The 14,381-nt window shown below is 40.2% G+C and carries 13 protein-coding genes; 7 read left to right on the forward strand and 6 right to left on the reverse strand.

Features of this window, described 5'->3' with window-relative positions; translation table 11 throughout:
- Positions 1-6: 6 nt before the first annotated feature.
- The 4 genes from C2M30_RS21910 to C2M30_RS21305 are packed head-to-tail and all read left to right on the forward strand — an operon-like array spanning position 7 to position 2,581.
- The gene (locus C2M30_RS21910) at positions 7-318 is read left to right on the forward strand and encodes a hypothetical protein (RefSeq protein ID WP_234004813.1); all 312 of its coding nucleotides are present in this window, start codon (positions 7-9) and stop codon (positions 316-318) included.
- Between the two features lie 11 nt (positions 319-329).
- Positions 330-1,181, forward strand: a complete 852-nt coding sequence (locus C2M30_RS21295) for a methyltransferase (protein WP_234004816.1) — start codon at positions 330-332, stop codon at positions 1,179-1,181.
- A 25-nt stretch (positions 1,182-1,206) separates the two neighbouring features.
- Entirely contained in the window at positions 1,207-1,857 is a 651-nt protein-coding gene (gene can, locus C2M30_RS21300) for a carbonate dehydratase (protein ID WP_010561637.1), read from the forward strand.
- Positions 1,808-2,581, forward strand: coding sequence for a substrate-binding periplasmic protein (locus tag C2M30_RS21305; RefSeq protein WP_157813514.1), 774 nt, complete (start codon positions 1,808-1,810; stop codon positions 2,579-2,581). Before can ends, C2M30_RS21305 begins: the two co-directional genes overlap by 50 nt.
- Positions 2,582-2,589: 8 nt before the next feature.
- Here C2M30_RS21305 and ubiK read toward each other — a convergent pair whose 3' ends face one another.
- Positions 2,590-2,850 carry a ubiquinone biosynthesis accessory factor UbiK gene (gene ubiK, locus C2M30_RS21310; RefSeq protein WP_010561639.1) on the reverse strand — a complete coding sequence of 87 codons (261 nt, stop codon included), beginning with the start codon at positions 2,848-2,850 and terminating at the stop codon, positions 2,590-2,592.
- 130 nt (positions 2,851-2,980) lie between these two features.
- On the opposite strand from ubiK, the gene rep reads away from it, so the two are divergent.
- Positions 2,981-4,993 carry a DNA helicase Rep gene (gene rep, locus C2M30_RS21315; protein ID WP_010561640.1) on the forward strand — a complete coding sequence of 671 codons (2,013 nt, stop codon included), beginning with the start codon at positions 2,981-2,983 and terminating at the stop codon, positions 4,991-4,993.
- 3 nt (positions 4,994-4,996) lie between these two features.
- On the opposite strand, the gene C2M30_RS21320 is transcribed toward rep, so the two are convergent.
- From C2M30_RS21320 to elbB, 4 genes are all read right to left on the reverse strand, one after another.
- On the reverse strand, positions 4,997-5,485 hold the full coding sequence (locus tag C2M30_RS21320; RefSeq protein WP_158683617.1) for an EAL domain-containing protein: 489 nt from the start codon (positions 5,483-5,485) through the stop codon (positions 4,997-4,999).
- 41 nt (positions 5,486-5,526) lie between these two features.
- The gene (locus C2M30_RS21325; RefSeq protein ID WP_105173233.1) at positions 5,527-7,509 is read right to left on the reverse strand and encodes a sensor domain-containing diguanylate cyclase; all 1,983 of its coding nucleotides are present in this window, start codon (positions 7,507-7,509) and stop codon (positions 5,527-5,529) included.
- 279 nt (positions 7,510-7,788) lie between these two features.
- Positions 7,789-8,184 (reverse strand): c-type cytochrome, encoded by a 396-nt coding sequence (locus C2M30_RS21330; protein ID WP_100914232.1) that lies wholly within the window; start codon positions 8,182-8,184, stop codon positions 7,789-7,791.
- Positions 8,185-8,341: 157 nt separating this feature from the next.
- Positions 8,342-8,992, reverse strand: a complete 651-nt coding sequence (gene elbB, locus C2M30_RS21335) for an isoprenoid biosynthesis glyoxalase ElbB (RefSeq protein WP_105173234.1) — start codon at positions 8,990-8,992, stop codon at positions 8,342-8,344.
- 491 nt (positions 8,993-9,483) lie between these two features.
- On the opposite strand from elbB, the gene polA reads away from it, so the two are divergent.
- The gene (gene polA, locus C2M30_RS21340; protein ID WP_105173235.1) at positions 9,484-12,222 is read left to right on the forward strand and encodes a DNA polymerase I; all 2,739 of its coding nucleotides are present in this window, start codon (positions 9,484-9,486) and stop codon (positions 12,220-12,222) included.
- Positions 12,223-12,504: 282 nt separating this feature from the next.
- On the opposite strand, the gene yihA is transcribed toward polA, so the two are convergent.
- Complete coding sequence (yihA, locus tag C2M30_RS21345; RefSeq protein WP_105173236.1) at positions 12,505-13,152, reverse strand: ribosome biogenesis GTP-binding protein YihA/YsxC; 648 nt, start codon at positions 13,150-13,152, stop codon at positions 12,505-12,507.
- 343 nt (positions 13,153-13,495) lie between these two features.
- On the opposite strand from yihA, the gene C2M30_RS21350 reads away from it, so the two are divergent.
- Positions 13,496-14,128 (forward strand): c-type cytochrome, encoded by a 633-nt coding sequence (locus C2M30_RS21350; protein WP_054978105.1) that lies wholly within the window; start codon positions 13,496-13,498, stop codon positions 14,126-14,128.
- Positions 14,129-14,381: the final 253 nt, after the last annotated feature.

Below are 14,381 nucleotides of genomic sequence, written 5' to 3' on the forward strand. Positions count from 1 at the left end.
TTGAAGATGTCTCACACCGCACTTTTTACCGCAATCGATACGCTATTAACTAAAACACAAGCCTATTGGCAATGTGTTGCTTTTGCGTCGCGCGAAATACCTTGGCCGCATTTAACAGAAATCCTGCTGGCGGTATCTGACGATGATGTTGAAAAGCTTGAAAGCAATCAAGTTGAGTTACAGCGTTACTTGGCAAATCTTATTCCTGAGTTAGACAATGTTGAAAGCGTGTTGCAACTGCCAAGCGCAAATAAGCAGGCAGCGGAATTTCCGTTTTGGCTTACCAATGGCATTAAAGGCAGCAAAATTGCGCAATAGAAAGCTTTGTGATGCAAACAGCTGAGCAAGATTTACCGCTGCTGGAGTGGTGCGCAGGTAAAGGACATTTAGGGCGGTTATATCATTTTGCCCACAAAGTGCCGGTACAAAGTGTTGAAATACAGCCTCAGCTGGTGGCTGAGGGGCAGCAGTTAGCACAGCAATTTGGCTTGGATATTAAACTGGCTGAATTGGATGTTTTATCCGAACGTGCCGCTGATTATTTACACAAAGAGCAACATGCGGTGGCACTTCATGCCTGTGGCGGGTTACACCAAGCACTGATTAAACATGGTGTTGCCAAAGGCACTAAATTAATGAGTATTTCACCCTGTTGTTATCACTTATTTCAGCAATCTGAACAGTATGAAGCAATGAGTGAGATTGCCAAGCAGTCTCAGGTTGCCTTTACTGCCAGTGATTTAAAACTCGCGCTGCAAGAAACAGTCACCTCAGGTAAACGCATTTCACGTTTACGCGAAACTGAAACCGTATGGCGCTTAGCATTTGACTGTTTACTTGATGATGTACTTGAAAAAGACAGCTATCTTCCGGTGCCGTCCGCCAAAAAGGCATTATTCAGTGGTGAATTTAGCGATTTTTGTACATGGGCTGCCAAGCAAAAATATATCACTTTACCAGAGCAAATAAATTACGCAGCTTATTTAGCACAAGGCAAATTACGACGTCAGATTACGCAGCGCATTGAGTTAGTGCGCCATGGCTTTAGGCGTTTGATTGAGCTTTGGTTAGTGCTTGACCGTGTTTTATATTTGGAGCAATTTGGCTACCGAGTTACACTCAGTGAGTTTTGTGAAAAGCAAATCACACCAAGGAATATACTAATTCAGGCAAAAGCCTAAAAAACTATCAGGAACGCAAATACTGATGAATAAATTAGCGCATCTTTTTGTTAAGAATCGCTCGTGGGCAAAAGAAACAACGGATCGGGATCCTGAGTTTTTTAAGATTCTTTCAATGCAACAAAACCCCGAATATTTATGGATCGGCTGTGCCGACTCCCGTGTACCCGCTAACGAGATAGTGGGTTTATTACCGGGCGAATTATTTGTTCATAGAAATGTAGCAAATATGGTAGTACATACCGACCATAACTGCTTGTCTGTACTACAATATGCAGTAGAGGTGTTAAAAGTTAAGCACATTATGGTTGTAGGGCACTACGGCTGTGGTGGCGTAAAAGCAGCGCTTGACGGCATTCGACTTGGTTTAATCGATAATTGGCTGCGTCATGTTGTCGATGCGCGCGATAAATATGAGACTGAACTTAGTAGCTCTGTTAGTGAGCAGCAAAAGTTTGATCGCTTATGTGAAATAAACGTCATTGAGCAAGTGAAGAATGTGTGCCAAACAAATATCGTGATGGATGCGTGGGAAAGAGGGCAAGCATTAGAAGTCCATGGCTGGATATATGGGTTGGCCGATGGCCATATTAGAGATTTAGAAACCAGCATTAATGGGGCGAACGATGTGGCAAAAATTTATAACAATGCCGTTCAAGGTGTGTTTAGTCGTTAGTGCGTATTTTGCCTTAACAGCTAATAATGCCTATGCCGAGCAAGTTGTACCACAAACGACAGAGCAAAAAATAACACTGCGTTTTGCAGTGCCGCACTTTCCACCGTACATTTATTTAAATGAGAATAAAAAGCTTGCAGGGCAAGGTATTGTGCGAGTAACGCAAGTACTTAATAACTTGGAAGTAAACTACGAGTTTGAACTTGTTGCAAATTATGGTGTGGCGCTGCGTGAAATGCGAAGTGGCAATGTTGATGGTTTTTTCTTAGCGACGCAAAACCGTTTTCGCGACCGTATTGCAAAAATTAGCGATGCGGTACTCATTAACAATTGGAGCTGGTTTTATAAAACATCTAATGTAATCGATGTGAAACACAGTGGATTTCGCGAACAAGCAAAAATAGGCACTATTTTAAACACCAATACGCAGGTGTGGCTGCAAGATAATAATTATCCTATAGCAACGCTTAGTAATGATGTGGATACGCTAGTTGAAATGCTGTTGGCTGACCGACTAGATGCGGTGTTTTTATCGGAGAGTGTGTTTGTTCATGCGTTATCAAAGCGCTCGCAAAACCTTGATAATATAGAAAGTATTACTGAAGCAAGCAGAGATTTCTCTGTTTACTTTTCAAATAACTTTTTAGTAGAGCATCGCTGGTTTTTAGACGCATTTAACAGCGAGTTAGCAAAATTAAAAGCACAAGAAAAAGAAGCGCTTTAGCTTCTTTTTTACTCTGCGTCTTTATCGGCAAGCTTTGCTTCTAGCTCGTTCACACGTTGCTCTAAAATCGCCAATTTCTCACGTGTTCTTAATAATACTTGGCTTTGTACTTCAAAATCTTCACGGCTAACAAAATCCATTTCACTTAATTTATTTTGAATAGCTTGTTTCGTTTTGCCTTCCAATGTATCTGCTAAGTTTTTAACACCTTGTGGCATGTTTTCAGTAATTTGCTTGGCAATTTCTTCAAGTTTAGCTGGGTTAATCATAGTCAAATTCTAGTAATAAAAACTGTGTTTAGTTTAACCCATCAGGGCGTGCAGGCAAAGACAATCCTTGCGCCTGACATAGCTGCATTTTAAAATCCCTTTCTTTGTTGTATTAATGCAAGCGATTTTAATGAAACTCAATCCTAAACAAGATGAAGCGGTTAAATATATCAGTGGTCCATGCCTAGTGCTGGCAGGCGCTGGCTCAGGTAAAACCCGCGTAATCACAAATAAAATTGCCTACTTAGTGCAAAAGTGCGAATACAAGGCACGCAATATTGCGGCGGTAACCTTTACCAATAAAGCAGCAAAAGAAATGCGCGAGCGTGTGGCACAAACACTGGGTAAGCAAGAAGCGAAAGGGTTATGGGTTTCTACGTTTCATACGCTTGGCTTGGAAATTGTTAAAAAAGAGCTAGATGCACTGGGATATAAACCAGGGTTTTCATTATTTGACGACCAAGACAGCAACAAACTTTTGGCTGATTTAACAGAACCCGAATTAAAAGGCGATAAAGACTTACTTAATCTGTTAAAAATGCAGATTTCGAATTGGAAAAATGACCTGATTTTGCCACAGCAGGCCATTGCAGAAGCGAGAGAGCAACAAAAAGTACAATTTGCTCAGCTTTATGCGCGTTTTCAAAATCAATTGCGTGCCTATAACGCGCTCGATTTTGATGATTTAATTATGATCCCAACTTTGCTGCTAAGCGCTAAGCCAGAGGTGCGTGAACGCTGGCAAAATCGCTTTCGCTATTTGTTGGTGGATGAATACCAAGATACTAACACCAGCCAATACCAATTAGTTAAACTGTTAGTCGGCGAGCGAGCGCGCTTTACCGTGGTAGGCGATGATGACCAAAGTATCTATTCTTGGCGCGGGGCAAAACCACAAAACCTAGTGCTGTTGAGTAAAGACTTTCCCGGATTACGTTTAATTAAACTTGAGCAAAATTATCGTAGTGCTGGCCGAATTCTTAAGTCTGCCAATATTCTTATTGCAAATAACCCGCATGTGTTTGATAAAAAGTTATTTAGTGAATTAGCATACGGCGAACAGATTAAAGTTATTGCGACAAAAGATGAAGAGCATGAAGCTGAGAGAGTGGTTGCTGAGATTATTTCGCATAAGTTTATGAAGCGCACCAGCTATAAAGACTACGCAATTTTGTATCGTGGTAATCACCAAGCAAGGGTATTTGAAAAAGCCTTAATGGGAAGCCATATTCCGTACAAAATTAGCGGCGGTATGTCGTTTTTCTCACGGGCAGAAATTAAAGACATTATGGCGTATTTAAGGTTATTGGTGAATCAAGATGACGATAATGCCTTTTTACGTATCGTAAATACGCCACGCCGTGAAATTGGCCCTATCACACTTGAGAAATTAGGATCGCTGGCGAATGAAAAGCACATTAGTTTGTTTGCTGCGTGTTTTGAACCTGAACTATCATCGCGATTAGCTGGGCGTGGTTATAATGCGTTAATGGGTTTTGCCCGTTGGGTGGTTGAACTTTCAGACCGCGCAACTCGCGGAGATACTCTTGAAGCTGTAAAAGACATGGTACGCGAGATTAATTACGAAGATTATTTGTATGAGACCTCAACTAGCGCTAAAGCTGCTGAAATGCGTATGAAAAACGTGTCGGAGCTGTATCGTTGGATCACTGATATGTTGGTTGGCAGTAGCGATAACCCGCCGCTGACCTTACCTGAGGTTGTGATGAAGCTTACTCTGCGCGACATGCTAGAACGCAATGAAGAAGAAGACGAGTCAGATGCGGTGCAATTACTGACATTACACGCATCGAAAGGCTTGGAATATCCTTATGTGTTTATGGTGGGTATGGAAGAGGGGTTGTTACCACACCAAACCAGTATTGATGAAGATAACGTTGAAGAAGAAAGGCGTTTAGCTTACGTAGGCATTACTCGTGCGCAGCAAGAGCTGATTTTAACCTATGCAAAAGAGCGCAGAATGTTTGGTGAAACGGCAACGCCAGAGTTAAGTCGTTTTGTTGCTGAAATGCCACAAGATGATCTTGCTTACGAAATGCGAAAACAACCGCAAAACCAACAACAACGTATGGAAAAAGGCCAAGCGCGCGTTGCTAATTTACGCGCTATGTTAAAGAAATAACGTTTACTTTTTATTGGTTTTACTGAGCAGAGATTGGCTTTTATCGAACTGCGATAGCTGCTCAGAGCCTTGCGTTAGCGGGCTTAAGAATAAGTTGATACCAAGTATTTTGAGCGCCGACTGAAAATTCACTATAGCAGGTCCGGTTGCGATAATTTTACACTTACTGCCTTTTGTTAGTGCAAGTAAGGCTGCAAGCTGTTGCTGTGCTATTTTCTCTGTGACTAACTTTCGACAAAAGTTAAGCTCTAACTGCATAAAATCAAATTCTACACAGGTTAGCTTTGCAAGATCGATCTGCTGACGAGCAACGTCAATAACACCTATCTTAAATCCTAATTTTTTGAGCTTTGCTAGATTATCAACTTGGGTCGTCGACATTTCAGCAAGGTTACTGTCGTTAATTAACCAGCAAATATTATTTGCTGACTTACTTAGTTCTTTGTAAAAACGATCAAATTCACGTGCCAAAATACTGGTGTGCAGTTGCAAAAACACCGTACCATTTTGCACAACATGAGGGAGAATTTGATTTAGTAAGTAATCCAGTAATCAATTGCTGCATGTTGTTCTTGTAATAAATGAGCAAGGGCTATTGTTGCACCTGACTCCAGTGTTAGCTGTGGATTGTAAAAAGTAGCGACACTGTGATCTTTATGCAGATCAATCACATTTGATTTGGCAAAACTTAGTTGCCCAGCGTTTATTTCTGTGGGGCAAATTAGGCTACTTCTTGGCTCTAGGTGTTCAGCGCTGAGCTCAATGGTACCTTTACCCGATTTCTTCGCTTGATACATAGCACTGTCTGCATCGCGAATAATTTGGTCTGTGCTGGTATAGGCTTTATTGCTGTATGCAATACCAATGCTTGCCCCACTTTTAATGCATAATTCATTAATACAAAAAGGCTTGTTCATTAGTTTGATAATGCGCTTAGCGATAAGCTCAGCTTCGTCTTTGTGCTGTAAATGGGTTAGTAAAATAACAAATTCATCACCACCAAAACGTGCCAGTAAATCATGCTCACGAATACAGGTAGAAAACTCATTAGCGGTCGATTTTAAAAATTTATCGCCAGCGTGATGACCGAGAGTATCATTGATATCTTTAAAATTATCGAGGTCAATAAACATCACAGCAAAGCCGTGTGATTTATCCCGCTTATGGCGTTGCAGGGTTTTATCTAATTGAGAAATAAACAAACTTCGGTTTGCTAAGCCTGTTAAATTATCATGGTGGGCATCATGAAATAATTGACGTTCAATTTTCTTACGCTCTTCAATTTGCAATTGCAAATGAATGTTGGCTTGCTGTAATTCAGCCGTTTTTTCTTTCACTCTTTGCTCTAATTGGTTATCTGCCAAATGTTTTACGATTACATTGGAAATTTGCTCAGAGACAAATGAGATAAGTTCAATATCAGATTGTTTGTAGCTGTATTCGTTATTAAACGCCTGACAAGCCAATACACCAATTACTTGTTGGCGGTGATAAAGCGGCACGCCAATCCAAGAAGTCGGTAAAGGAGAATTATTAAATTTAGCGGGCAGCTCAACGTGACCTTTTGCCACTTCATTTAGCACACGGTTTTGGTCAAACAATTCCGTTTTACCTGAGCGAATAACAAATTCAGTTAACCCTTTAGAGAAGGTACGAGGTTGATAATCAACAGACATTTCATCCACTGCGTAAGGACAGCTGATCATATTTTCGCTGTGATCGTAAAGCGCGATAAATAGGTTTTTAGCGAATACTTCTTCGTTAACAATATTGTGAACTCGCTCAAAAAAATCTTGGTTGTTAAGACTTTTTGTTGCTAGCTTAGAAATCGCGTACAAAATATTTTGTTTGCGAATAGTGTCTTGGTTTCGAGCAATTTCGCGGCTTAACTGTTCAGTGCGCTCAGCAACTTGTTGCGCCATATACTGGCGCTTTTTAACGCGTTCAACTGCGGTACTAAAATAGAATGCAACCGTTTCGAACAGTGCTATCTGACTGTCATCAAACGGCTGATTTACATTATAGCTTTGTGTTGCCATAACGCCGATCACGCGACCGTCGTGATGGATTGGCACACCTAACCAGTATTCACAGGGCGTGCCCATAACACGGCATACACCTTTAATTTCGCAATCGGCAATTTGTTCTTTATTAAATAATTTGGTTTTACCGGTCTTAAATACAAGTCCGGTAAGCGAATTATCGAGCATTCCTGTTTGTTGGGCTTGAATTGGTAAATGAATGCCATCGATCTCGTCGACAAAATAAGTAAGTTCGAGTTCGCCAATATCAGGGTTGAATAACACCACATAAAAGTTTCTACATGGCAGGCTGCTTTCTAAAATTTGCTGAATAGCGGGGTAGAGCAAGGTAAGTTCTGATACTTTACTTGCTTGTTCGGATAGTTGTAATAACGCAGTTTGCGTTTGCAAAGAGGTTTGATATTTCTTTACTAAACTTTTTAAGCGCTTTATTTTTCTTTGCTGTGAGCCGCTATCGGCATGAGCATCTTCCATTGCTATTTCTTATTATTAGGTAGAATTTATAGCAGTGTGAACCCAACCGAACCACACAGTTAATCACTGCCTATTTTTTAACCTTATTTTTCCATTTTTCGTTTTAAATAGCAATCTTGTCGATGAAATTGCTATGATGTTTAACTCATTGATAAATTTGAGTTTTCAAATAAATTGAATATTCTTTTTTATTCTAACTTGTGTTTTCTTAGTTATATAAATGTTAACCAATAAAAAAGCCGCTTAGTTAAGCGGCTTTTTTTAAAATGCGTTTTATGTTTAGTGACCTTTTGCCATAAACTCAATTGCATCTTTAATTTCATCATCAGAACAGTTCATACATGTACCACGAGGAGGCATTGCATTGAAACCATTAATTGCATGCTGCATTAGTACATCCATGCCTTTCGCCATGCGAGTATCCCAGTCAGCTTTTGTCTTTGGCGCGCCTAGAGCACCTGTACCGTGACAACCAAAACAACTTGCTTGATACACTTGTTGTCCAGTACGTGGACCTGTTGGCTCAGCAACAACTGGTTCTGCACCTGCTAAATAAACAGAGCCAACTGGAGCGATACGTTTTTTAATTGCTTCTTCAGTTAACGAGTTATCAAAAGGTGCTGCAACTGCGACAGTTGCACTCATCATTAGTAATGCTGCTGTTAATTTTTTCATTTTTTACTTGCTCACAAATTGAGGTGATCAATCACAATAGACGGAAATTAGCACAATTATAACGTTTGCTGCGAATTTATAAAATGGTTAGTTATGGCTATTTAGTCGTAAAATATGAAAAAGTTGCGCTAGCGCAACTTTTTCTTTTGTTACAGGGTTAGCTCATTTTTACTAATTGTGCGATGGCTTTTTCAATACCGCTTGCCGCTTCGCGAATATTTGTCGCTAACATATAAGCTGGTGTGCTGATTACTTTTGCACTTTCGTCGATAATAATATCGTCTACCGCACAGTTGTGGTGTGCTGCGCCTAATGCGTTAACAACATTTGCTGTATCTAGGTCATTGCCAATGGTTGCAAGTGTGCCTGCGGCGTAAACTTGTGGAATAATTGCCGGTGCAATACAAATATAGGCTGCCGGTTTTTGCGCATCAGCAAATGCACGACACGCGTTGGCAACGTCTTCATTGATCTCGCACTCAGCGCCTTTTAATGCGAAATCACATAAATTTTTCGCAGCGCCAAAACCACCAGGTAAAGCGAGTGCATCAAACTCTGAAATGTTGAGCTCTTTAAGATCCTTGATCTCACCTCGTGCAATACGCGCAGATTCGACTAGTACGTTGCGTTTCTCAGGCATTTCTTCGCCAGTGATATGATTAATTACATGGTGTTGATCTATATTGGGTGCGAAACATTGGTAACTTGCACCCTGCAGTTCAATATTTAACAGCGTTAATACTGCCTCATGAATTTCAGCGCCATCAAATACACCACAGCCACTTAAAATCACTGCTATCTTTTTCATATATCTATTCCATATCTCAAGATTAGTTAAGCATTATATTCTAGCTATAAAGAAACGATGTAAATAAAAAAAAATTATAAAAAGATCGCTAGGATCTTTGATCTTTTATTGGTAGAGTAACTGCCCTGCTAAAGATTAGGATGTTCCTTGCCAAGCTTTAAGGATAAAAAGTTTAGCAGTTTCCACATCTTGGAAAATTAATAATAATAACAATACGCTAGTAAATTAGCCTTGTTAACTCATTGTATATTAAGCAAAAATTTAGATTCTCCATTTGTTTTTTCAAATTCGGGGAAGGCTCTGTTACATCTTTACTAACAAACTTATCCACAGGTTACAACCAATTGACCTGAAGAATATTTCAACAATTCGTTTACTGCTTGCACCGCACTGATTATTTCTGTTGTTTATAGAGCTGAATTCTCGTTTTCTTATCGGGGATATGGCATGCTATCGGCAATTTATGTTTAATCGTTTTAAGGCGAGTGCTAATGGCTCAGATCCCTGAAAATCCGTTAATCTTGGTTGATGGTTCATCATACTTATTCCGTGCTTACCATGCTCCACCACATCTAACTAACTCAAAAGGTGAGGCTACCGGTGCTATCTATGGTGTAATTAATATGCTTAAGAGTTTAGTTAAGCAGTATTCGCCAAGTCATATGGTGGTGATCTTTGACGCCAAAGGTCCAACTTTTCGCAATGATATGTATTCTGAATACAAGGCAAACCGCCCACCGATGCCTGATGATCTGCGCACTCAAATTGAGCCTATTCACAATATAATTAAGGCAATGGGTTTACCGCTTATTAGTATTCCGGGTGTTGAAGCCGATGATGTAATTGGCACATTAGCGAAACGCGCGTCAGAACAAAAACGTCATGTACTTATTAGTACAGGCGATAAAGATATGGCGCAGTTAGTTGATGAGCATGTAACACTTATCAACACCATGACTAATACGATTATGGACCCTGCTGGAGTTGTTGATAAATTTGGTATTGGTCCTGAGTTAATCATCGACTATCTCGCACTAATGGGCGATAAAGTCGATAACATTCCAGGTGTACCAGGTGTGGGCGAAAAAACGGCTCTTGCAATGCTGCAAGGACTCGGCTCTATTGATTCACTTTACGATAACTTAGACAAAATCGCAGATCTTGGTTTCCGTGGTTCAAAAACCATGTCGAAGAAACTAGAAGATAATAAAGAACAGCTTCAGCTTTCTTATGAGCTTGCAACGATTAAGTTGGATGTAGAAGTTGAGCAAAACTTGGATTCTTTCGAAGTTGCGGCGCCAAATACTGATGAATTGATCAAGCTTTATGGCGAGTGTGAATTTAAGCGTTGGTTAAGTGAATTACTTGATGGTGACACCGCACCTGCTGCGGAAGTTGAAGTGGCTACTAAACCTGTTGAAACAAATTACGAAACTATATTAACTGAAGCACAGTTAGATAGTTGGGTTGCTAAATTACAAGCGGCAGATCTTTTCGCATTTGATACTGAAACCACCAGTCTTGATTACATGCAAGCTGATCTAGTCGGTATGAGCTTTGCGGTAACAGAAGCGGAAGCAGCTTATTTGCCGCTTAAACATGATTATTTAGGTGCGCCAGCACAACTAAGTCACGAGCTCGTATTTGCTAAACTTGCGCCAATTTTAGCTGATGAAAATAAAGCAAAAGTAGGGCAAAACCTTAAATACGATAAGAGCGTACTCGCGCGAGCGGGTATTGAACTTAATGGTATTCGTTTTGATACCATGCTTGAGTCTTACGTACTCAATAGTGTTGGTACTCGTCATGATATGGACTCACTTGCGCTAAAATATCTCGGCCATAAAAACATTAGTTTTGAAGAAATTGCAGGTAAAGGCAAAGCGCAGCTAACCTTCAATCAAATTGAGCTAGAAAAAGCGGCACCTTATGCGGCGGAAGATGCCGACATAACCTTGCGATTGCATAATACGCTTTGGCCAATGTTAGAAAAAGAGCCTGAGCTAGTTGATGTTTTCAATTCAATCGAATTGCCGTTGGTAAATGTGTTATCAGATATGGAACGTACAGGTGTTCATATTGATAGCCAAATGTTGGCACAGCAAAGTGTTGAAATTGCAGCGCGTCTTGAAGAGCTAGAAAAAGAAGCGTATGAGATTGCAGAAGAGGAGTTTAACCTAAGCTCAACCAAGCAATTACAAGGTATTCTGTTTGAAAAACTTGGCTTACCAGTATTAAAGAAAACACCAAAAGGTGCGCCGTCGACAGCGGAAGAAGTGCTGCAAGAACTTGCTCACGATTATCCATTGCCTAAATTGATTATTGAGCACCGTGGTTTAGCCAAGCTCAAATCAACGTATACTGATAAATTACCTAAAATGATAGATGAAGTAACGCAGCGTGTGCATACTTCGTATCATCAAGCGGTTACCGCAACAGGTCGCTTAAGTTCAAGCGATCCTAACTTACAGAATATTCCAATTCGTAATGAAGCAGGTCGCCGAATTCGTCAGGCTTTTGTTGCGGCTCCCGGCAAATTAATAATGGCGGCTGACTACAGTCAAATTGAATTGCGTATTATGGCGCATTTATCGCAAGATAACGGCCTATTAAGTGCGTTTGCTGAAGGTAAAGATGTTCACAGCGCAACGGCTGCGGAAGTATTTGGTGTACCACTTGAAACCGTTACATCTGATATGCGTCGTAAAGCTAAGGCTGTAAACTTCGGTTTAATTTACGGCATGAGTGCCTTTGGCTTGTCACGACAATTAGATATCCCGCGTAATGAAGCACAACATTATATGGATACCTATTTCGAACGCTTCCCAGGTGTACTTGAGTATATGGAACGCACGCGTGAAGATGCCGCTGAGAAAGGTTACGTTAGTACCTTATTTGGTCGTCGTTTATATTTGCCAGATATTAAAGCGCGTAATGGTGCGCGTCGTAAAGCAGCTGAACGAGCAGCAATTAACGCGCCAATGCAGGGCACTGCTGCCGATATCATTAAGCGCGCAATGATCAATGTAGCTGGTTGGCTGAAAACGCAATCGTCAGATGATATTGAAATGATCATGCAAGTTCACGATGAACTAGTGTTTGAAATTAACGCAGATAAAGTGGACGAATTTAGCGATAAAATTTGTTCATTGATGAGTGAAGCAGCTCAGTTGGACGTGCCATTGTTAGTGGAAGCTGATTCAGGTGACAACTGGGAGCAGGCTCACTAATTAGCGCGTAAATTAACAACAATTTTAAATAGCCAATAATTAATGTTGGCTATTTTTTTATATTAAATTTAAGTTTGCTGAATTTTAGCGCAGATTGTTACATTTCTTTGCAATTTGTCGCGATATAACTTTATTTTGCAAATCTGCTTTGTTAAAGTGCGCGCCGTCCTATAAGGACATCCTGTTGATGATGTATCTCTTACGGGGTACAGCGTTTTAATAGCTTCTCCCCAGATTGCTATACCCGGTTGGTTTTTACCAACCGGTTTTTTCTCAAACGTTTTATTCTGGCTCGTCTGACTCTTGTTCTGGCGCTACCGCGTCAATTTCACCTAAGTACCAAACATCCAGTGTTTTTGCCAATTCTGGTAAACCAATGCCTTTTAACGATGAAAACGCGTGAACAGTAATTTTGTCACTGAGTTCTTTTAACTCACGGCGAACTTTTAGCACTTCACTTTTACGCTTGCCTTGTTTCAGTTTGTCGGCTTTCGTAAGTAGCGCAAGAATTTCTAAATCACTTTCAACGGCCCAGTTAATAAGGTCCATATCAAGCTCTTTTAATGGATGACGAATATCCATTAAGACCACAATGCCTTTTAAACTTTCACGCTTTTGCAGGTATTCACCTAGTGATTTCTGCCACTTCTTTTTCATTTCAAGTGGTACTTTGGCAAAACCATAACCTGGTAAGTCGATGATGCGCATATCTTCACCCAGCGAGAAGGTGTTGATTAGCTGCGTACGACCTGGTGTTTTACTTGTGCGCGCAAGTTTTTGATCGGTTAATGTGTTTAGCGCACTTGATTTACCCGCATTAGAACGACCTGCAAACGCAACTTCAACACCCGAATCAGCAGGCAGTTTAGTGATGTCTGGTGCACTTGTAATAAAGCTCGCTTTTGAATATTGAACCCGTGACTTTAGCAAGGTTAGCTCCTTAAAACGCTTTCTTAAGATTAAAGGCGAATCCCTATTTTCAGAGATTTTTGCTACACTGCCTTTAACATATCTTTTATTTCTGGGCGCGTATTTTATACTAACAATAGCCAAATAAGTAATGCTTTGTCTTTTTTAATGGGCCAAATTAACCTTGAGAAAGATCAAAGAAATGCGCCTTTACGGAGTTTTTTAGTAAAAACCCCTATATTTTATATGTTTTATCAAGGCACAAGAGGTGTCAGATAAAATTTAATCGTGTAGAATATGGCTACTTTAGCTGGTATTCATTCCTGCTTGTCAGGTTTTAACAGGGTCGAAACAGAGAAATAGCATGAAAAAAATAGCTTTATCTTTAATGATGGTTGCTGGTGCGTTCAGCGTCAATCAAGCTGCTGCTTTTGAGGGCGATATAGAAGCTGGTAAAACAAAAGCTGCGACATGTGTTGCTTGTCACGGTGTAGATGGAAACAAACCTCTTCCTAATCACCCTAAACTTGCAGGTCAGCACGCTCAATACTTATTTAAGCAATTAAAAGAGTTTAAATTAGGTATGACATCAGGCGGTGCAGAAGGTCGTATGGACCCTGTAATGAGTGGTATGGCTATGCCACTATCAGAGCAAGATATGCGCGATATCGCGGCTTACTTTTCAAGTCTTAATATGGAACCAGGTAGCACACCAGAAGAAGTGGTTGAGCTAGGTGGTAAACTATACAAAGCAGGTGATGCGGAACGTGGTATTCCGGCATGTGCAGCATGTCACGGTCCTCGTGGTAACGGTACATCATTAGCGGGCTTCCCGAAAGTATCATTCCAAAATGCTGATTATGTAAAAGCGCAACTTGAGAAATTCCGCTCAGGTGATCGCAATAATGACCTAAATGGTATGATGCGCGATTTAGCGACAAAACTAACAGATAAGGACATTGAACTACTTTCTAAGTACGTTTCAGGTCTTCATTAATAACACTTATTCCTATAAGTGATGAAAAAAGCAGCGCAAGCTGCTTTTTTTATACCTTAGTCTGTAAGATATTTCTCACAATCATAGTGAGATAATGACTAATGTTAACTGTAAGTTAATTCGCTATTTTGTCACTAGCTATGGCTTAAGTGTCTGTTTTTTATTGTTAACACGATTTTTAAAGAAATCTTTTTTTATTTATTTTAGTTAAATTAGTTGTAACAAATTTATTAACAAGTAAATTATTCACCTG

Origin of the sequence: Pseudoalteromonas sp. T1lg24, from assembly GCF_002964745.1 — a bacterium.
GTDB lineage: Bacteria > Pseudomonadota > Gammaproteobacteria > Enterobacterales > Alteromonadaceae > Pseudoalteromonas > Pseudoalteromonas spongiae.

Excerpts from the sequence above, each read along its gene's own strand:
- C2M30_RS21910 (WP_234004813.1), top strand. The coding sequence starts at position 7 with ATGTCTCACACCGCACTTTTTACCGCAATCGATACGCTATTAACTAAA.
- C2M30_RS21295 (WP_234004816.1), top strand. The coding sequence starts at position 330 with ATGCAAACAGCTGAGCAAGATTTACCGCTGCTGGAGTGGTGCGCAGGT.
- can (WP_010561637.1), top strand. The coding sequence starts at position 1,207 with ATGAATAAATTAGCGCATCTTTTTGTTAAGAATCGCTCGTGGGCAAAA.
- C2M30_RS21305 (WP_157813514.1), top strand. The coding sequence starts at position 1,808 with ATGTGGCAAAAATTTATAACAATGCCGTTCAAGGTGTGTTTAGTCGTT.
- ubiK (WP_010561639.1), bottom strand. The coding sequence starts at position 2,850 with ATGATTAACCCAGCTAAACTTGAAGAAATTGCCAAGCAAATTACTGAA.
- rep (WP_010561640.1), top strand. The coding sequence starts at position 2,981 with ATGAAACTCAATCCTAAACAAGATGAAGCGGTTAAATATATCAGTGGT.
- C2M30_RS21325 (WP_105173233.1), bottom strand. The coding sequence starts at position 7,509 with ATGGAAGATGCTCATGCCGATAGCGGCTCACAGCAAAGAAAAATAAAG.
- C2M30_RS21330 (WP_100914232.1), bottom strand. The coding sequence starts at position 8,184 with ATGAAAAAATTAACAGCAGCATTACTAATGATGAGTGCAACTGTCGCA.
- elbB (WP_105173234.1), bottom strand. The coding sequence starts at position 8,992 with ATGAAAAAGATAGCAGTGATTTTAAGTGGCTGTGGTGTATTTGATGGC.
- polA (WP_105173235.1), top strand. The coding sequence starts at position 9,484 with ATGGCTCAGATCCCTGAAAATCCGTTAATCTTGGTTGATGGTTCATCA.
- C2M30_RS21350 (WP_054978105.1), top strand. The coding sequence starts at position 13,496 with ATGAAAAAAATAGCTTTATCTTTAATGATGGTTGCTGGTGCGTTCAGC.